An 18,011-nucleotide genomic window follows, 5' to 3' on the forward strand; every position below is an offset into this window, starting at 1 on the left:
CGGATGCCGACGGCATCCGCTCTTCTCGCCTATGCGCTCGCATGTGATCCGAGCCGCGTCAGTACTCCCGGTCGATGAGCTCGGGCGGAACCTGCGAGGCAGCGGCCTCGTCGACGAAGAAGGTCGTGCGCTTGCGGCCCTTCGCGCCGGCGGCGGGCACGCTGGCGTAGCTCGCCCCGGCGAGCGCGAGGCCCAGTGCGGCGGCCTTGTCGGCGCCGGCGAGGACGAGCCACACGCGCTTGGAGCTGTTGATGACCGGGCGGGTCATCGAGATGCGCTCCGGCGGCGGCTTGGGGGAGTCGCGCACGGGGACCACCGCGCGATCGGTGATCTGGATCTCGGCTCGATCGGGGAACAGCGAGGCGATGTGCCCGTCCGGGCCGACGCCGAGGAAGCAGACGTCGAACGACGGCCAGGCACCCTCGCTGCCGGGGAACGCGGCGAGCTCCTCGGCGTACGCGGCGACAGCGGCGTCGAGATCGGCGCCGTCGTCGCTGCCCAAGGGCGAGTGGATGTTGCCGGCCGGGATGTCGAGGGCGTCGAGGAACGCCGCGCGCGCCGGTGCGTCGTTGCGGTCGGCGTGCCCGCGCGGCACGAACCGCTCGTCGCTCCACCAGAAGTGCACGCGCGACCAGTCGATGTCGGCCACGCGCGGGCTGCGGGCTGCGACGGCGAGCACCGCGGCCCCCATCGATCCGCCGGTGAGGGAGACGTGGGCGAGCTTGCCCTCGTCGACCCGCTTGGCCACGCGGCTCAGGAAGCGCGGAGCGACCGACTCGGCGAGTGCCGCGGGATCAGGACTGATGATGACGCGCTTCTCGGCCCAGCCTTCAGGCATTCGCAATCCCGTCCGTCACCCGCACGTCGCTCATCTGGCCAGCGTCTCCTTCGTCGCCGGAGAGTCGAGCAGGTCCCAGCCCTCCGTGATGACTCGACCATACAGGAGGTCCGGGTCCAGGCGACGGAGCTCCTCGGCGAGGCACTCGCGCAGCGTGCGGCGCGGGAAAGCCAGCTCGTGGCTCGGCTGCCCCGGCTGCGTCAGGATCGCGACACCGGGCGTCGGACGCTCCAGCAGCACCTCGCCGCTGGGGCGGACGAGTGCCACCGACTTGATGCCGTGCGGCCACTCCTCGGGATCGAGGTACGCCCAGTCGACCGGCACGTCGAGGGTGAGCCGCAGCCAGGCCGCGAGCAGCGCGGTGGACGGCGAGTCCGATGCGCCGCGCACCCGCACGCTGAGCACGGGCTCGTACGGCGGCTGGTCGAGGATCGCGGCGAGCTGCTCGCGCCACCGCGTCAGACGCGTCCACGCGAGGTCGGTGTCACCGGGCGCGTACTGCTCGCCGAGGTCCGCGACCCACGCCGACGGGTCGGCCTGCGCGGCGGCATCCGTGATCCGTCGCTGTGCGATGCGGCCGATCGAGGTCTTCGAGATGTGGGCGGGCGTGCGGTTCGGCCACCAGACCACCACCGGCGCGTCCGGCAGCAGCAGTCCGGTGACGAGGCTCTCGAGGTTCGAGCGCCCGGCGTCGCCGAACGCGCGGAGCGTGACGACCTCGCTCGCCCCCGCGTCGCCGCCCACGCGGATCTGCGCGTCCAGGCGCGGATCCTCGTCGTAGCCGTCGGCGATCATCAGCACGATCACGCGCATGGGGTGCTCGCGGGACGCGTCGTTGGCGGCCTCGATGACCTCTTCGACGGCGCCCTCGCGGGTCAGGATGATGAGGGTCAGCACACGGCCGAGCGCGACCGCGCCGCCCTCCTCGCGCACGTTGACCAGTGCGCGGGAGATCTTGCTGACGGTGGTGTCGGGAAGATCGACGATCACGGGCGCCTCCAGCTCCGTCCGTCGCGGGCGAGCATCTCGTCCGCGGATGCCGGGCCCCACGACCCGGGCGAGTACTGTTCGAGCGGACCGCCCTGAGCGTCCCAGAAGCGCTCGATGGGGTCGAGGATCTTCCACGACAGTTCGACCTCTTCGTGCCGCGGGAACAGCGGCGGGTCGCCGAGCAGCACGTCGAGGATGAGTCGCTCATAAGCCTCGGGGCTCGCCTCGGTGAAGGCGTGGCCGTAGCCGAAGTCCATCGTGACGTCGCGCACCTGGGCGCCGGCACCCGGCACCTTCGAGCCGAAGCGGATCGTGACGCCCTCGTCGGGCTGCACGCGGATGACCAGGGCGTTCTGCCCCTGTCCCGAGGTCTGGCTGCGCGGGAACAGGAGCTCGGGCGCGCGCTTGAACACCACGGCGATCTCGGTCACCCGCCGCCCGAGGCGCTTGCCGGTGCGGAGGTAGAACGGCACGCCCGCCCAGCGGCGGGTGTTCACCTCGAGGGTCACCGCGGCGTACGTCTCGGTGGTGGAGTGCGGGTTCATGCCGTCCTCCTCGAGGAAGCCCAGCACCTTCTCGCCGCCCTGCCAGCCGCCCGCGTACTGCCCGCGCGCGGTCGAGCGCGCGAGGTCCGCGGGGAGCGTGACGGCCGCGAGGACCTTCTCCTTCTCGGCGCGGAGGTCCTTGGCCTCGAACGAGATGGGCTCCTCCATCGCCGTCAGCGCCATGAGCTGCAGCAGGTGGTTCTGGATGACGTCGCGTGCCGCGCCGACGCCGTCGTAGTAGCCCGCGCGTCCGCCCACCCCGATGTCCTCGGCCATGGTGATCTGCACGTGGTCGACGTAGTTGCGGTTCCAGATCGGCTCGTACAGCTCGTTGGCGAAGCGCAGCGCCAGGATGTTCTGGACCGTCTCCTTGCCGAGGTAGTGGTCGATGCGGAAGATCGAGTCCGTCGGGAACGCCGAGCGCAGCACGTCGTTGAGTGCGCGCGCGGACTCCTGGTCATGGCCGAACGGCTTCTCGATGACCACGCGGCGCCAGCGGTCCGGCCGGTCGGCGGTGTCGTCGACGAGGCCGGATGCCTTCAGCTGCTCGGCGACGAGCGGGAACGCCTTGGGCGGGATCGACAGGTAGAACGCGTGGTTGCCCATCGTGCCGCGCTCGGTGTCGAGCTTGTCGACGGTCTCGCGCAGGCGCCGGAACGCGTCGGGGTCGTCGAACTCCCCGGACACGAACCGGATGCCCTGCAGCAGCTGCTGCCAGGTCTCCTCGCGGAACTCGGTGCGCGCGTGCTGGCGCACCGCGTCGTAGACGACCTTGGCGAAGTCCTGGTCCTCCCAGTCGCGGCGGGCGAAGCCCACCAGGGCGAACCCGGGGGGCAGCAGACCGCGGTTGGCGAGGTCGTAGACGGCGGGCATGAGCTTCTTGCGGGAGAGGTCTCCCGTGACGCCGAAGATGACGAGCGCGCTCGGGCCGGCGATGCGGTTGAGGCGACGGTCTTCGGGGTCGCGCAGCGGGTTGTGCCCGCGCGCAATCTCGACGGTCATGGGGCGGTGAGCTCCTACTGGGCCGCTTCGAAGAGCGAGAGCACTTCGATCTGGGGATCGGTCAGGGTGAGGGTGACGACCGGGCGGTCATGGCCTTCGGCGAGCACGCTCGCATCGCCGGCGGCCTGCGCCTGGATGAGCTGGCCGAAGGTGAACGGCCGGCCGGGGATCTCGAGATCGACGTCGGTCTGCTCGAGGATCTGGAGGAAGACGCCGTTCGCCGGTCCGCCCTTGTGGTACTGGCCGGTCGAATGCAGGAACCGGGGTCCCCATCCGAAGGTGGTGGGCCGGCCGGAGTCCGCGGCGACGAGCTCGCGCAGTCCCGAGAGCTGCGGCAGCTCGAGGCGGTTGACGTAGGCGTGGATGGCGACGTAGCCGCCCGCCGGGATCCGCGCCCAGAGCGCGTCCAGGACGCCGGCGACGGTCCCGGATGCCGCCAGAGCGGGGTCGGACACGCGGACCTCGACGCCCTCCGCCGAGAACGCGGGGGCGGTGGGCTCGGGCCGTGCGTCGAGCAGACCTCGCGCGGCGACCTTGGCGGACTCGACGTCGGGCTGGTCGAAGGGGTTGATCCCCAGCATCCGGCCGACGATCGCCGTGGCGTACTCCCACACGACGAACTGCGCGCCGAGCGAGCCGCTCACGAGGACCTCGCCCTCGTGGTGCTCGAAGAGGTGGAACTGCTTGGCCTCGTCGACGAAGCGCACGATCTGCACATCGTCCGGCCGGGTCTCGACCTCGGGGGAGACCGGCAGCATGACGACCGGCAGCACACCGGTCCCGTCCTTGCCGGTGGACTCGGCGACGAGCTGCTCGATCCAATCCGGCAGCCCCTCGATGTGGGTGCCGTCGGTGACGAGACCGAGCTTGTCGCGGCGCGGCTCGTCGCCGGCGATCGCGGCGGCCAGGACCAGCGCCGGGTTGTCGGGGCTGTCGATCGCCACCTCGAGGAGCGACGCCTCGGCCTCGTCGAGCAGCTCGGCGATGTCGGCGCCGGCGAGACCGGCCGGCACCAGGCCGAACGCGGTGAGTGCGGAGTAGCGCCCGCCGACCGTCGGGTCGGCGTTGAACACCGTGTAGCCGTCGGCGCGCGCGGACTCGTCCAGCGGGGAGCCCGGGTCGGTGACCACGACGATCCGCTCGGCCGGGTCGATGCCCAGGTCGCGGAACGCCGCCTCGAAGGCCCGCTTGGCCGAGTCCGTCTCGATGGTCGATCCCGACTTGGACGACACCACGAGCGCCGTCCGCGTGAGGTCGCCGCTCTCGGCGTCGCCATCGATGGCGGCGAGCACCTGGCCCGGCGCCGTCGAGTCCAGGATCACCAGCGGCACGCCCGCGGTCTGCGCGATCACCTCGGGAGCCAGCGACGAGCCGCCCATGCCCGCGAGCACGACACGCGTGACCCCGCGCGAGCGGAGGCGCTCGCGCAGCGCGAGGATCTCCGGCACCAGGGGGCGGGAGACGCTGACCGCCTCCACCCAGCCCAGACGCCGGGACGCCTCGTCCTCGGCGGCCGGCCCCCACAGGGACGCGTCGGCGGCCGTGATGCCCGACGCGACGAGGCTTGAGACCAGGCCGGGGAGCGTCTCCTCGACGACCGACTTGACGCGTCCCGACAGGTGGATGTCGAAGCTCATCGGGTGCCCTGGAGGGCGTCCTCGAGGGCGGTCTTCACGGTGCCCTGGAGGTCGTGCCAGGAGGCGATGAACTTGTCGACGCCCTCGTCCTCGAGCACCTGAGTGACGTCGGCGAAGTCGACGCCGGCCGCCGCGAGGTCCGCGAACACCTTGTGGGCGGCCTCGTAGGTGCCGGTGACGGCGTCGCCGGCGATCTGACCGTGGTCGAACGTGGCCTCGAGCGTCTTCTCGGGCATCGTGTTGACGGTTCCCGGGGCGACGAGCTCGGTGACGTACAGCGTGTCGGGCAGCGACGGGTCCTTGACGCCGGTCGAGGCCCAGAGCGGGCGCTGGACGTGGGCGCCGGCATCCGTCAGCGCCTTCGCGCGGTCGGTGGCGAACTCCTTCTCGAACAGCTCGTACGCCAGTCGCGCGTTGGCGACGCCGGCGAGCGACTTCAGCTCCGCGGCCTCGTCGGTGCCGATCGCCGTGAGGCGCTTGTCGACCTCGGTGTCCACGCGCGAGACGAAGAACGACGCGACGGAGTGGATCTTCGAGATGTCCTTGCCGTTCGCCTGCGCCTGCTCGAGGCCCGCGAGGAAGGCCTCGATGACCTCGGCGTACCGCTCGAGGCTGAAGATCAGCGTCACGTTGACCGAGATGCCCTCGGCGAGCACCGCGGTGATGGCGGGCAGGCCCGCCTTCGTCGCGGGGATCTTGATGTGCACGTTCGGGCGGTCGACCTTCGCCCACAGCTCCTTGGCCTGGGCGACGGTGGCGTCGGTGTCGTGGGCGAGGTCGGGGGAGACCTCGATCGAGACCCGGCCGTCCACCCCGTCGGTCGCGTCGTAGACCGGACGGAAGATGTCGGCGGCGTCGCGGACGTCGTCGGTCGTCGCCGCGAAGATCGCGTCGTCGACCGAGGCGCCGGCGCGAGCCAGCTCGCCGATCTGGTCGGCGTAGGCGTGCCCGCCGCCGCCGATCGCGCCCTGGAAGATCGTCGGGTTCGTCGTGACGCCGGAGACGTTGCGCATCGAGATGAGCTCGGTCAGGTTGCCCGACGTGATCCGCTCGCGCGACAGGTCGTCGAGCCAGATGCTCACGCCCTCGGCGACCAGCTTCTCGGTGGGGGTGCTCATGCTGCCTTCTCCTCGTGCTTACTCTGCCGCGGCGGCCGCGATGGTCTCGCGGGCAGCCTCGACGACGGCGTCGGCGGTGATGCCGAACTTCTGGAACAGGGTCTTGTAGTCGGCCGACGCGCCGAAGTGGTCGATCGCGACCGAGCGGCCGGCGTCGCCCACGATGCCGCGCCAGGTGAGCGCGGAGCCGGCCTCGACCGACACGCGCGCCTTGACCGCGGCGGGGAGGACCTTCTCGCGGTACGCCTCGTCCTGCTCGTCGAACCACTCCAGCGAGGGGGCCGACACCACGCGGGCGTTCACGCCCTCCGCGGCGAGGGTCTCGCGTGCGGCGACGGCGAGCTGGACCTCGGAGCCCGTCGCGATGAGGATCACGTCGGGGGTGCCGTTCGGCGCCTCGGCGAGGATGTACGCGCCCTTGGCGACGCCCGCGGTCGAGGCGAATTCGTCACCGGATGCCTCGCCCTCGCCGCGCGGGAACACGGGGATGTTCTGGCGGGTCAGTGCGATGCCCGACGGCCCGCCCTGGCGGCGCAGGATCTCGAGCCACGCCGCAGACGTCTCGTTCGCGTCGGCCGGGCGCACCACGGTGAAGTTCGGGATCGCGCGCAGCGTCGCGAGCTGCTCGACCGGCTGGTGCGTGGGCCCGTCCTCGCCGAGCGCGACGGAGTCGTGCGTCCACACGAAGATCGACGGGATGTCCATCAGCGCGGCCAGACGCACCGAGGGGCGCATGTAGTCGCTGAAGATGAGGAAGGTGCCGCCGAACGGACGCGTCGGGCCGTGCAGCTTGATGCCGTTGACGATCGCGCCCATCGCGTGCTCGCGGATGCCGAAGTGCAGCACGCGGCCGTACCGGTCGCCCGACCACTCGTGCGTCGACCATTCGGACGGGATGAAGGACTTGGCGTCCTTGATCGTCGTCAGGTTGGACTCGGCGAGGTCGGCCGAGCCGCCCCACAGCTCCGGGAGCTCCGCCGCGAGTGCGTTGATCACGACACCCGACGCGGCACGGGTCGAGACGTCCTTGCCCGCCTCGAACGAGGGGAGGGCGGATGCCACGTCCGCGGGCAGCTCGCCCGCCTCCAGGCGGTCCAGCAGCGCCTTGCGCTCGGGGTTGGCCTTCGCCCACGCGTCGAAGGACTCCTGCCAGGCGGCGCGCGCCTCGGCGGCGCGGTCCTTCAGCGCACGGGTGCGGGCCAGCACGTCGTCGGCGACGACGAACGACTGCTCGGGGTCGAAGCCGAGGACCTTCTTGGTCGCGGCCAGCTCGTCCGCGCCGAGGGCGGAGCCGTGGATCTTGCCGGTGTTCTGCTTGCCGGGCGACGGCCAGCCGATGATGGTCCGCAGGACGATGAGCGACGGCTTGTCGGTCTCGCCCTGCGCGGCCTCGATCGCGGCGTGCAGCTCGGCTACGTCCTCGACGTACTCGCCGGTCTTCTTCCAGTCGACGGTCTGGACGTGCCAGCCGTATGCCTCGTAGCGCGCTGCGACGTCCTCGGTGAAGGCGACATCGGTGTCGTCCTCGATCGAGATCTGGTTGGAGTCGTAGATCGCGATGAGGTTGCCCAGCTGCTGGTGGCCCGCCAGCGAGGACGCCTCGCTGGTGACGCCCTCCTGCAGGTCGCCGTCACCGGCCACCACGTAGACGAAGTGGTCGAACGGAGACTCGCCCGCGGGCGCCTCCGGGTCGAACAGGCCGCGCTCGTAGCGGGCCGCGTACGCGAAGCCCACCGCCGACGCGAGCCCCTGGCCGAGCGGGCCGGTGGTGATCTCGACGCCCTTGGTGTGGCCGTACTCGGGGTGGCCCGGGGTCTTCGAGCCCCACGTGCGCAGCGCCTTCAGGTCGTCGAGCTCCAGCCCGAAACCGCCCAGATAGAGCTGCACGTACTGCGTCAGCGACGAGTGCCCGGCCGAGAGGATGAACCGGTCACGGCCCAGCCAGTCGGTGTCGGCGGGGTCGTGGCGGAGCACGCGCTGGTAGAGCAGGTACGCCGCCGGCGCCAGGCTCATCGCGGTGCCGGGGTGGCCGTTGCCCACCTTCTCGACCGCGTCCGCTGCCAGCACGCGTGCGGTGTCCACCGCGCGCCGATCGATCTCATCCCACCGCAGTTCCGACACCCGGCCGCCTTTCTCGAGGAGGTTGCGCCCAGAAGCCGGCCGGCTCGCGGCCCTTGTCCGGACGGAGAAGGGGGAATCGGCGACGGGCGCGCGTGGTCTCAGCATAGCGAAGCGGTATACCACCGAGGCCATGCGAGAGGTCTATGTGACGCAGTCTTGCGAAGGCCCTGTCGCCGCCTGTGACATGGCGGTGTCCTGGACGTCACGTTCTGCTCACGCTCGCGGCAGGCGTCATGTGATCCGCGGGCCGCGACCGGGAAGGGGGCGGGCGGGCAGGGCGCGACACGCCGATGACATAGACTTGGGAGGATTCTGCAGGCGGCGATTGCGGGGGCCATGGACATCACGAAGACGGCCGGCGCCGGGGCGCTCGTCGACGGTTCGCACCGGCCGCGTCAGAGCTTCGGCCGCACCGTCCGGGCCTACATCGCCCTGATGAAGCCGCGCGTCCTCGAGCTTCTGCTGGTGACCACCGTCCCGGTCATGATCCTCGCCGAGGGCGGGCTCCCCGACATCTGGCTGGTCATCGCCACCGTCATCGGCGGAACCGCGAGCGCGGGCTCGGCCGCCGCGTTCAACATGTATCTCGACCGCGACATCGACGCGCACATGCAGCGCACGGTGAACCGGCCGCTCGTGACGGGCGAGGTGTCGCCCCGCGGCGCGCTGATCTTCGCGTGGACGCTCGCGGTGTTCTCGACGGTGTGGCTGTGGGTGACCACCAACTGGCTCGCCGCGACCCTGTCCGCCGCGGCGATCTTCTTCTACGTCGTGATCTACACGATGATCCTCAAGCGCCGCACCGAGCAGAACATCGTGTGGGGCGGCATCGCAGGCTGCTTCCCGGTGGTGATCGGCTGGACCGCAGTGACCGGCTCGCTGGCCTGGCCGCCGATCATCCTCTTCGCGCTGGTGTTCCTGTGGACGCCGCCGCACTACTGGCCGCTGTCGATGAAGTACAAGGACCAGTACGAAGAGGTCGACGTTCCGATGCTGGGGGCCACGCGCGCCGGCTCGCAGGTCGGGCTCCAGGTGATCCTGTACGCGTGGGCGACCGTGGTGTGCTCGCTCCTGCTCATCCCCGTCGCCGGGATGGGCGTGGTGTACACGGTCTCGGCGCTGGTGTTCGGCGGCTGGTTCATCTACGAGTCGCACGTTCTGTACAACCGCGCGGTGCGCGGGACCGAGCCGCGACCGATGCGCGTCTTCCACGCGTCGATCACGTACCTCACGCTGCTCTTCGTCGCCATCGCGGTCGACCCGCTGCTCCCGTTCTGACAGGAACGCGAAGAGGCCGCCCGGCTTACCGGGCGGCCTCTTCGTGAACGTGCGATCAGCGCGAGAGCGCGGACTCCTCGGCGGCCGGCTCCGCCTCGGCGGGCGACTCGTCAGCGATCTCGGACTCGGTCCGGTCGGTGAGCTCCACGACCTCGACGGGCGGGTGGGGACGCAGCGTCGAGAGGGCGGCGACGGCCAGCGTGAGCAGCACGCCGATGACTCCCGCGCCGATGAGGGTCCCGCCGAGCTGGGCGATCGACTGGCCGACGTAGACGTCGACACCGGTCGCGGTGCCGTCGGTCAGCGTCGTCGTCATCGAGGCGAGCTCGCCGGTCGTGAGGAACCAGCCGGCGGCGATCGTCGCCAGCGAGACGACGAGAAGGCCCCAGAACGGGATGCTGCGGATGAGACGGGGACGGGTGGGCATAGGGTCGATCACTCCTCGGGATGTGCGACCCGGGTGGCCGCGGCATCCCACCCTCCCAAACGCGCCCGTGCGGCGCCAATCCTCGCGCTATGAATCAGCTGTGGGCGGCGTCGGCCGCGGCGGCCCGCTCCGGCGCCTTCAGGTGCAGCACCACGACGGTCATCGTGGCCGCGGCGAGGGCCGCCAGCACCATGTGCGCGCCGACGGCGAGTTCGGGAAGGCCGTTCCTGGCCTGGTACAGGCCGACGCCGATCTGGACGAACTCGACCGCGAGCAGGACGACCGTCCAGCGCAGCAGCCGGGGCGCCGCGGTCCGCGAGCGCCGGCCCGCGACCAGCAGAGCGACGGTGAGGGCGAACAGCGCATAGCCCGGCCACGCGTGGACGTGCTCGAGGATCGAGGCGTCGAAGCCGTTGCGGCCGGCGTCGGCGTCGCCGGAGTGCGGCCCGGCGCCGGTCGTCAGCACGCCGAAGGCGATGGTCAGCGCCATCGCGAGGGAGGTCGCGTGGGCGAGCACCTCGTGCCAGCGCGGCACGAGCAGTACGCGCGGTCCGGCGGGCTGCGACATCCGCACCAGGAAGGCCGCCGTCACGCACACCAGGGCGAGCGACGCGACGTAGTGGAAGCCGACGATGAACGGGTTGAGCCCGGTGAGCACCGTGATGCCGCCGACGATGGCCTGCGCGGCGACACCGCCCACCACGACCACGGCGAGCACGTACAGGTCGCGCCGCCGCGTGCGCAGCTTGAGCAGGAGGATCAGAACCGCCAGGGCGATCAGCCCGACGACGCCCGTCATCAGCCGATTGCCGAACTCGATGATCGAGTGGATGCCCTCGTCGATCCCCGGCGTGGGGACGAGCGAGTCGGCCGTGCACAGCGGCCAGGTGGGGCAGCCGAGGCCCGACCCGGTGAGGCGCACGGCGCCGCCGGTGCCGATGATGATCACCTCGGCGAGGAACGAGAGCCACGCGAACACGCGGATCCGCCGGTCGACCCGATCGGGCAGCCAGCGCCAGAAGCGCTGCCACAGGCCGGGGTCGGTCTGGGTGGTCTGCTGCGCGGACATGCCGGTCTTGCCTCCAGGGAGAGGCTCCGCGCTCCCCGTGTGACGGACGTCGCGCGTCCGCGGCGGGGTGGAACCTGTAGAATCGAGGGGTCGGTCGCGCGCGCCCTCGGCGCCGCGCACCACCGACAGTCTAGGCGCGATGGTCGGCGCCACTTGAGAGGGCCCGAGAAGCGGCATCCCCCCTCCGGTATCTCCACCGGAGATCACGGATGCCGGGACGGATGACACCGCCAGGGCCCGGAGGAGAACGTGACGATGACTGATGTGCTGATCGATCGCCCGGAGCTGGAAGGCCTGGGTGTCTACGAGTTCGGATGGCACGATGCCGACGCCGCGGGCGCCGTGGCGAAGCGCGGCATCGACGAGGGCGTGGTGCGCGGCATCTCCGCTCTCAAGAACGAACCGGAGTGGATGCTGAAGACCCGTCTGAAGGGCTATCAGCTCTTCGGCCGCAAGCCGATGCCCACGTGGGGGGCTGATCTCAGCGAGATCGACTTCGACAACATCAAGTACTTCGTGCGCTCCACCGAGAAGCAGGCGCAGTCGTGGGAGGACCTCCCCGAGGACATCCGCAACACCTACGAGAAGCTGGGCATCCCGGAGGCGGAGCGTCAGCGCCTCGTCGCCGGCGTCGCCGCGCAGTACGAGTCCGAGGTGGTGTACCACCAGATCCGCGAAGACCTCGAGGCGCAGGGCGTCATCTTCATGGACACCGACACGGCGCTGCGCGAGCACCCGGAGTTCTTCGAGGAGTACTTCGGCACCGTGATCCCCGCCGGGGACAACAAGTTCGCCGCCCTGAACACCGCGGTGTGGTCGGGCGGGTCGTTCGTGTACGTCCCGCCGGGCGTCCACGTCGAGATCCCGCTGCAGGCCTACTTCCGCATCAACACCGAGAACATGGGCCAGTTCGAGCGGACGCTCATCATCGCCGACGAGGGCTCGTACGTGCACTACATCGAGGGCTGCACCGCCCCGATCTACAAGAGCGACTCGCTGCACTCGGCCGTGGTCGAGATCATCGTGAAGAAGAACGCCCGTGTGCGCTACACGACGATCCAGAACTGGTCGAACAACGTCTACAACCTCGTCACCAAGCGGGCCGTGGCCCACGAGGGCGCGACGATGGAGTGGATCGACGGCAACATCGGCTCCAAGGTGACGATGAAGTACCCGTCGATCTTCCTGATGGGCGAGCACGCCAAGGGCGAGACCCTGTCGGTCGCCTTCGCGGGACCCGGCCAGCACCAGGACGCCGGCGCGAAGATGATCCACATGGCGCCCTACACGCAGTCCTCGATCGTCTCGAAGTCGATCGCCCGCGGGGGCGGCCGTGCCGGCTACCGCGGCGAGGTGCGCGTCGACGCCAACGCCCACCACTCGGCCAACACCGTCCGCTGCGATGCGCTGCTGGTCGACACGATCTCCCGCTCCGACACGTACCCCGCGATCGACATCCGGGTCGACGACGTGCAGCTCGGCCACGAGGCGACCGTCTCGAAGGTCAGCGAGGAGCAGCTGTTCTACCTCATGAGCCGGGGACTGCCCGAGGACGAGGCCATGGCCATGATCGTGCGCGGCTTCATCGAGCCGATCGCGCGCGAGCTGCCCATGGAGTACGCGCTCGAACTCAACAAGCTCATCGAGATGGGCATGGAAGGATCCGTCGGCTAGATGAGCCCCACCACCGAGGCCCCCACCATTCCCGGCGCGAAGGGCCACTCCGATGGCGCCGGTGCGTTCGTGCCGGTGCAGACGCGCTCCGAGCGTCCCCGTTCCTACGACCCGGCCGCCTTCGAGGCACCGACCGGGCGTGAGGTGAACTGGAAGCACACCCCCACGAGCCGCCTGGCGCCGCTGTTCGCCGACCAGCCCGCGCCCCACGGCGTGATCCAGGTCGACGTCCAGGCGCCGTCCGAGCTGGTCCAGGAGCGGCTCGGCCACGGCACCCGGCCGCGCGGAGAGGTCTTCCAGCCCGAGGACCTGCCCGCCGCGATCGCCTGGAAGCAGGAGGCCGAGGCGCCGCTGCTGCGCATCCCCGCCGGCGTGGAGCTCTCCGAGCCGGTCGTCGTGAACCTGCGGGGGACCGGCGGGCTGGCGCACGCCCACGTCGTGGTCGAGGCGCTGCCGAACTCCCACGCCACCGTGGTGTTCCGCCACACCGGCGCGGCGCAGCACGCCCAGAACGTCGAGATCATCGTCCGCGACGGCGCCCATCTCACCCTGGTGTCGGTGCAGGAGTGGGACGACGACGCCGTGCACGCGGCATCCCACCAGGCCCGCGTCGAGCGCGACGCGACCCTCCGCCACGTGGTCGTCAGCTTCGGCGGCGGCGTCGTGCGCGTCAACCCGAGCGTCGAGCTCGCCGGAACCGGCTCGCGCGGCGAGCTGTACGGCCTCAGCTATTCCGACGCCGGTCAGCACCTCGAGAGCCAGGTGTACCTGCACCACAAGGGCGCCGAGACCAGCGGCGACGTCCTGTACAAGGGCGCGCTGCAGGGGGAGGGCGCGCGCAGCGTCTGGATCGGCGACGTGCTCATCGGACCGGATGCCGTCGGCACGGACTCGTACGAGGCCAACCGCAACCTGGTGCTCACCGACGGCGCGCGCGCCGAGTCGATCCCGAACCTCGAGATCGAGACGGGCGACATCCGCGGTGCCGGACACGCCAGCGCCACCGGGCGCTTCGACGACGAGCAGCTGTTCTACCTGCAGTCCCGCGGCATCGGCGAGGACGAGGCACGGCGCCTGGTCGTGCTCGGCTTCCTCGCGGAGATCGTGCAGAAGATCGGCGTCGCCGAGCTCGAGTCCGAGCTGTTCGCCGCGATCGAGGCTGAACTCGCCAAGGAGGTCGTGCGATGACAGCGCAGCGCGTGTGCGCCCTCAGCGACCTCGTCCAGGACGAAGCCCGCCGCGTCGAGGTGGACGGCGTCGCCATCGCCGTCGTGCTCGACTCCAACGGCGAGGTGCACGCCATCGGCGACGTCTGCACCCACGGCGACATCTCGCTGTCCGAGGGCTTCGTCGACGGCGAGACGCTCGAGTGCTGGGCCCACGGCTCGGCGTTCTCGCTGCGCACCGGAAAGCCCCTCAACCTCCCCGCGTACGAGCCGGTCCCGGTCTTCGCGGTCACCGTCGACGGCGATGACGTGCTCATCGACCCGACCGTCAAGCTCGAAGTGAACTGAAGAAGGTACTGAACAATGTCTGTCCTCGAGATCCGCGACCTGCATGTGACGGTCGAGACGGATGCCGGCACCACCCCGATCCTCAACGGCGTGACGCTCACGATCCGCACGGGTGAGACCCACGCGATCATGGGCCCCAACGGCTCCGGCAAGTCCACGCTCGCCTACACGATCGCCGGCCACCCGAAGTACACCGTGACGAGCGGTACGATCACGCTCGACGGCGAGGACGTCCTGGAGATGTCCGTCGACGAGCGCGCACGCGCGGGCCTGTTCCTGGCCATGCAGTACCCGGTCGAGATCCCCGGCGTCACCGTCACCAACTTCCTGCGCACCGCGAAGACGGCGGTCGACGGCGAGGCGCCGTCGATCCGCACGTGGACCAAGGACGTCAAGGCGTCGATGAAGAACCTGCGGATGGACCCGAAGTTCGCCCAGCGCAACGTCAACGAGGGCTTCTCCGGCGGAGAGAAGAAGCGCCACGAGATCCTCCAGCTCGAGCTGCTGAAGCCGCAGATCGCCGTCCTCGACGAGACCGACTCGGGGCTCGACGTCGACGCGCTGAAGGTCGTCTCGGAGGGCGTCAACCGCGCCAAGGCCGAGACCGACCTCGGCGTGCTGCTCATCACGCACTACACGCGCATCCTCCGCTACATCCACCCCGACTTCGTGCACGTCATGGTGGGCGGCCGTATCGTCGAGGAGGGCGGACCCGAGCTCGCCGACCGCCTCGAGGACGAGGGCTACGACCGCTTCCTGCCCGCGGGCGAAGAAGAGCCGGCCGCGGCCGAGGCCCCCGTCGGCAGCGAAGCGTAGGATCGTCTCATGACGGCGACGCTCACGCCCGAGAAGTACGACGAGGTCACCGAGGCCCTGAAGGACGTCATGGACCCGGAGCTCGGGATCAACGTCGTCGATCTCGGTCTCATCTACGATCTCGCCTGGGATGACGAGAACGATGCTCTGGTCATCCACATGACCCTGACATCGGCCGGCTGCCCGCTGACCGACGTGCTCGAGGAGCAGACGGCGCAGGCGCTCGACGAGGTCGTCGATCGGTTCCGCATCAACTGGGTGTGGATGCCGCCGTGGGGTCCCGAGCGGATCACCGACGACGGCCGCGACATGATGCGCGCGCTCGGCTTCGCCATCTGACCGAGGCTGGTCGCCACGACGGCGGTGACGTTTCGCACGGTGACGCCTCGGCGATGCGGCGGCGCACCCGTCGCTAGGCTCGAACGGTGAGCGTCATCACCCCCCTGCAGGCACTTCCCGTCGATCAGCTGCGCCGGCGCTCGAGCACGAAGTGGCGCCGGTATCCGGAGGACGCGCTGCCGATGTTCGTCGCCGAGACGGACTTCGTGCCCGCCCCTGCCGTCACGGCGGCGCTCGCGCGGGCGGTGGAGCTCGGCGACACCGGCTACACGCCCCCCGACCCCGGCATCCGCGACGCCTACGCGGGCTTCGCGGAGCGACGCTTCGGATGGACCGTCGACCCGGCGCGCATCCGCACCACGTGCGATGTGATGATGGGCGTCGTCGAGATCCTGCGGCGGGTCGTCGAGCCCGGGAGCCGCGTCGTCGTGACGCCGCCGGTCTACCCGCCGTTCTACGACTGCGTGCCCGAGGCGGGCGCGGTCGTGGAACGGGTGCCGCTCCGTGACACCGGCGACGCGTGGGAGCTCGACCTGGCCGGCATCGAGGCGGCGTTCGCGGACGGGGCGCGCGCGATCCTGCTCTGCAACCCGCACAACCCGACCGGCACCGTCCACTCCCGCGCGACGCTGGGGGCTCTCGCCGAGATCGCGTCGAAGCACGGCGCCGTCGTCGTCAGCGACGAGATCCACGCCCCCCTCACCGGACGCGGCGCCACCTTCACGCCGTTCCTCGACGCGTCGCCGACGGCCGCGCGGGTCGGGTACGCCGTCGTGAGCGCGAGCAAGGCGTTCAACCTCGCGGGCCTGAAGTGCGCGCTGATGGTCACCGCCGACGACGCGACCGCGGCGGTCGTGCGCTCCCTGCCCGACGAGGTCGAATGGCGCACAGGCCTCTTCGGAGCACTCGCGGCCGTCGCCGCCTTCTCTCCGGAGAGCGACGGCTGGCTCGACGCGCAACTGGCGGCCCTCGACGAGAACCGGCTCCTGCTGGCCGACCTCCTCGCCGAGCATGTGCCGGCGGCGCGGTACCGGATCCCGGATGCCGGATTCCTCGCGTGGATCGACCTCTCCGCGTTGGGCTGGGGCGAGAACCCCGCGGTGAAGGTGCTCCGGGATGCGAAGGTCGCGCTGCACTTCGGCCCGCTCTTCGGCGAGGAGGGCAGGGGCCACGTCCGTCTGAACTTCGGCTGCTCACCCGACGTGCTGCGCGAGGCGGTGCAGCGCCTGGGCGCCCTGGCGCGGTCGTGACCGGCCCGCCGCAGACGAGCATCTGGCAGGCGCGCTACGTCTGGGTGACCGTCGGCGCCGTCGCGCTGATCTTCCTCGCGGCCATGCAGTCGCTGGCGATCACGACGGTCATGCCCGTCGTCAGCGCAGACCTCGACGGCGATCGGCTCTACGCCGTGGCGTTCGCGGGCACGCTCGCCACGAGCGTCATCGGCATGGTGGCGGTCGGCGCCTGGTGCGACCGCGGCGGCGTGCTGGCCCCGCTCACCACCGCGGTGGGACTCTTCGTCGTCGGGCTGGTGCTGTCAGGGCTCGCCCCGAGCATGCCCGTGCTCGTCGCGGGCCGTCTCGTGCAGGGGCTCGGCACCGGCGGGCAGACGGTGGCGCTGTACGTCGTGGTGGCGCGGGTGTACCCGGGCGCCGTGCACGGGCGCGTGTTCGCCGCGTTCTCGGCGGCGTGGGTCGTGCCCTCGCTCATCGGTCCGTTCCTGGCCGGCGCGGTCACCGAGTTCCTCCACTGGCGCTGGGTGTTCCTCGGTGTCGCCGCGCTCACGGTCGTCGCGTTCGTCATGGTCGTGGCGCGCCTGTATGGGCTGCCTCTGCACACCGATCAGCCTGCGACGGGGCGCGTCGGGCCACGGCTGGCGTGCGCCGTCGCCCTGGCGATCGGCGCCCTCGGGCTCAGTCTCGCCGGAGAGCTGGGGGTCTGGGCGGGAGTCGCGGTCGCGGCATCCGTCGCCGTCATCGCCCTCGCCTCGCGACCTCTGCTGCCGCGCGGGACCCTGCGCGCGGCGCGCGGTCTTCCCAGCGTGGTGCTCATGCGCGGGCTGATCGCGGGGGCGCTGTTCGGAGCAGAGATCTACGTGCCGTACCTGCTCATCGACGACTACGGGTTCTCGCCGACGTGGGCCGGTCTGGGCCTGACCGCCGCGGCACTCGCGTGGGCGGCCGCCGCCGACGTGCAGGGCCGGTTCGGCGACCTGATCGGGAACGCGCGGATCACGCTCATCGGCACCGCGCTGCTCGTCGCCTCGCTCACCGTCGCCGCGGCCACAGCGCTCCTCGGGCTGCACCCGGCGATCCTCATCGCCGGGTGGGGGCTCGCCGGCGGCGGCATGGGACTGATGTATCCGCGGCTGACTGTGCTGACGCTCGCGTACTCGACGGCGCAGAACCAGGGGTTCAACTCATCGGCGCTGTCGATCTCCGACGCGGTCGGCTCGGCGTCGTCGATCGCCGTGATGGGACTCGTCTTCACGATGCTGGCGGCGACGGATGCCGGGTTCCCCGCCGTGTTCGCGATCGGCATCGTGCTCGCGCTCGCGGCCCTCATCCCCGGGCTCCGTCTCGGCCACGCCCATGAGGCTGCGCGCGCGTGACGGCGGATGACGACGCGCGATTTGGGGGAGCGAGG

General features: G+C 70.8%; 16 protein-coding genes. 8 read left to right on the forward strand and 8 right to left on the reverse strand.

The window, feature by feature from the left end; translation table 11 throughout:
* Positions 1-58 precede the first annotated feature (58 nt).
* Genes pgl through tkt form a run of 6 tightly spaced genes read right to left on the reverse strand, consistent with a single transcriptional unit; the run spans position 59 to position 8,251 of the window.
* Complete coding sequence (gene pgl, locus ACWGUG_RS07250; protein ID WP_452324311.1) at positions 59-838, reverse strand: 6-phosphogluconolactonase; 780 nt, start codon at positions 836-838, stop codon at positions 59-61.
* A 30-nt stretch (positions 839-868) separates the two neighbouring features.
* Positions 869-1,828: a glucose-6-phosphate dehydrogenase assembly protein OpcA gene (locus tag ACWGUG_RS07255; RefSeq protein WP_336397859.1), complete on the reverse strand. Its 960-nt coding sequence runs from the start codon at positions 1,826-1,828 to the stop codon at positions 869-871.
* Positions 1,825-3,375, reverse strand: coding sequence for a glucose-6-phosphate dehydrogenase (zwf, locus tag ACWGUG_RS07260; protein WP_336397860.1), 1,551 nt, complete (start codon positions 3,373-3,375; stop codon positions 1,825-1,827). Before zwf ends, ACWGUG_RS07255 begins: the two co-directional genes overlap by 4 nt.
* Before the next feature lie 14 nt (positions 3,376-3,389).
* Complete coding sequence (locus tag ACWGUG_RS07265; RefSeq protein ID WP_452324312.1) at positions 3,390-5,012, reverse strand: glucose-6-phosphate isomerase; 1,623 nt, start codon at positions 5,010-5,012, stop codon at positions 3,390-3,392.
* Complete coding sequence (tal, locus tag ACWGUG_RS07270; protein WP_452324313.1) at positions 5,009-6,130, reverse strand: transaldolase; 1,122 nt, start codon at positions 6,128-6,130, stop codon at positions 5,009-5,011. The genes ACWGUG_RS07265 and tal overlap by 4 nt, the downstream gene beginning before the upstream one ends.
* 18 nt (positions 6,131-6,148) lie before the next feature.
* The gene (gene tkt, locus ACWGUG_RS07275; RefSeq protein ID WP_378880619.1) at positions 6,149-8,251 is read right to left on the reverse strand and encodes a transketolase; all 2,103 of its coding nucleotides are present in this window, start codon (positions 8,249-8,251) and stop codon (positions 6,149-6,151) included.
* A gap of 336 nt (positions 8,252-8,587) precedes the next feature.
* Between tkt and ACWGUG_RS07280 the strand changes: the two genes are divergently transcribed.
* A complete protein-coding gene (locus ACWGUG_RS07280) occupies positions 8,588-9,529 on the forward strand; it encodes a heme o synthase (protein WP_336397864.1) in 942 nt (313 codons plus the stop codon).
* Positions 9,530-9,584: 55 nt separating this feature from the next.
* Here the strand turns inward: ACWGUG_RS07280 and ACWGUG_RS07285 are convergent, their stop codons facing one another.
* Positions 9,585-9,956 (reverse strand): dinucleotide-utilizing enzyme, encoded by a 372-nt coding sequence (locus ACWGUG_RS07285; protein WP_336397865.1) that lies wholly within the window; start codon positions 9,954-9,956, stop codon positions 9,585-9,587.
* Positions 9,957-10,050: 94 nt separating this feature from the next.
* Positions 10,051-11,025: a COX15/CtaA family protein gene (locus ACWGUG_RS07290; protein WP_336397866.1), complete on the reverse strand. Its 975-nt coding sequence runs from the start codon at positions 11,023-11,025 to the stop codon at positions 10,051-10,053.
* Between the two features lie 255 nt (positions 11,026-11,280).
* Between ACWGUG_RS07290 and sufB the strand changes: the two genes are divergently transcribed.
* The 7 genes from sufB to ACWGUG_RS07325 all read left to right on the forward strand — a co-directional run bounded on the left by sufB (position 11,281) and on the right by ACWGUG_RS07325 (position 17,976).
* Complete coding sequence (sufB, locus tag ACWGUG_RS07295; RefSeq protein WP_336397867.1) at positions 11,281-12,699, forward strand: Fe-S cluster assembly protein SufB; 1,419 nt, start codon at positions 11,281-11,283, stop codon at positions 12,697-12,699.
* Positions 12,700-13,887 (forward strand): Fe-S cluster assembly protein SufD, encoded by a 1,188-nt coding sequence (gene sufD, locus ACWGUG_RS07300; protein WP_452324314.1) that lies wholly within the window; start codon positions 12,700-12,702, stop codon positions 13,885-13,887.
* Entirely contained in the window at positions 13,884-14,213 is a 330-nt protein-coding gene (locus ACWGUG_RS07305) for a non-heme iron oxygenase ferredoxin subunit (RefSeq protein ID WP_336397869.1), read from the forward strand. Before sufD ends, ACWGUG_RS07305 begins: the two co-directional genes overlap by 4 nt.
* 15 nt (positions 14,214-14,228) lie before the next feature.
* Positions 14,229-15,029 (forward strand): Fe-S cluster assembly ATPase SufC, encoded by an 801-nt coding sequence (gene sufC / locus ACWGUG_RS07310; protein ID WP_452324315.1) that lies wholly within the window; start codon positions 14,229-14,231, stop codon positions 15,027-15,029.
* Between the two features lie 9 nt (positions 15,030-15,038).
* Positions 15,039-15,368: a metal-sulfur cluster assembly factor gene (locus ACWGUG_RS07315; protein WP_019179282.1), complete on the forward strand. Its 330-nt coding sequence runs from the start codon at positions 15,039-15,041 to the stop codon at positions 15,366-15,368.
* Between the two features lie 86 nt (positions 15,369-15,454).
* A complete protein-coding gene (locus ACWGUG_RS07320) occupies positions 15,455-16,618 on the forward strand; it encodes a MalY/PatB family protein (protein ID WP_452324316.1) in 1,164 nt (387 codons plus the stop codon).
* Positions 16,615-17,976 carry an MFS transporter gene (locus ACWGUG_RS07325; protein ID WP_452324317.1) on the forward strand — a complete coding sequence of 454 codons (1,362 nt, stop codon included), beginning with the start codon at positions 16,615-16,617 and terminating at the stop codon, positions 17,974-17,976. The genes ACWGUG_RS07320 and ACWGUG_RS07325 overlap by 4 nt, the downstream gene beginning before the upstream one ends.
* The last annotated feature ends 35 nt before the right edge of the window (positions 17,977-18,011 follow it).

The organism is Microbacterium sp. NPDC055455 (genome assembly GCF_053619935.1).

Excerpts from the sequence above, each read along its gene's own strand:
- pgl (WP_452324311.1), bottom strand. The coding sequence starts at position 838 with ATGCCTGAAGGCTGGGCCGAGAAGCGCGTCATCATCAGTCCTGATCCC.
- zwf (WP_336397860.1), bottom strand. The coding sequence starts at position 3,375 with ATGACCGTCGAGATTGCGCGCGGGCACAACCCGCTGCGCGACCCCGAA.
- ACWGUG_RS07265 (WP_452324312.1), bottom strand. The coding sequence starts at position 5,012 with ATGAGCTTCGACATCCACCTGTCGGGACGCGTCAAGTCGGTCGTCGAG.
- tal (WP_452324313.1), bottom strand. The coding sequence starts at position 6,130 with ATGAGCACCCCCACCGAGAAGCTGGTCGCCGAGGGCGTGAGCATCTGG.
- ACWGUG_RS07280 (WP_336397864.1), top strand. The coding sequence starts at position 8,588 with ATGGACATCACGAAGACGGCCGGCGCCGGGGCGCTCGTCGACGGTTCG.
- ACWGUG_RS07285 (WP_336397865.1), bottom strand. The coding sequence starts at position 9,956 with ATGCCCACCCGTCCCCGTCTCATCCGCAGCATCCCGTTCTGGGGCCTT.
- ACWGUG_RS07290 (WP_336397866.1), bottom strand. The coding sequence starts at position 11,025 with ATGTCCGCGCAGCAGACCACCCAGACCGACCCCGGCCTGTGGCAGCGC.
- sufB (WP_336397867.1), top strand. The coding sequence starts at position 11,281 with ATGACTGATGTGCTGATCGATCGCCCGGAGCTGGAAGGCCTGGGTGTC.
- sufD (WP_452324314.1), top strand. The coding sequence starts at position 12,700 with ATGAGCCCCACCACCGAGGCCCCCACCATTCCCGGCGCGAAGGGCCAC.
- ACWGUG_RS07305 (WP_336397869.1), top strand. The coding sequence starts at position 13,884 with ATGACAGCGCAGCGCGTGTGCGCCCTCAGCGACCTCGTCCAGGACGAA.
- sufC (WP_452324315.1), top strand. The coding sequence starts at position 14,229 with ATGTCTGTCCTCGAGATCCGCGACCTGCATGTGACGGTCGAGACGGAT.
- ACWGUG_RS07315 (WP_019179282.1), top strand. The coding sequence starts at position 15,039 with ATGACGGCGACGCTCACGCCCGAGAAGTACGACGAGGTCACCGAGGCC.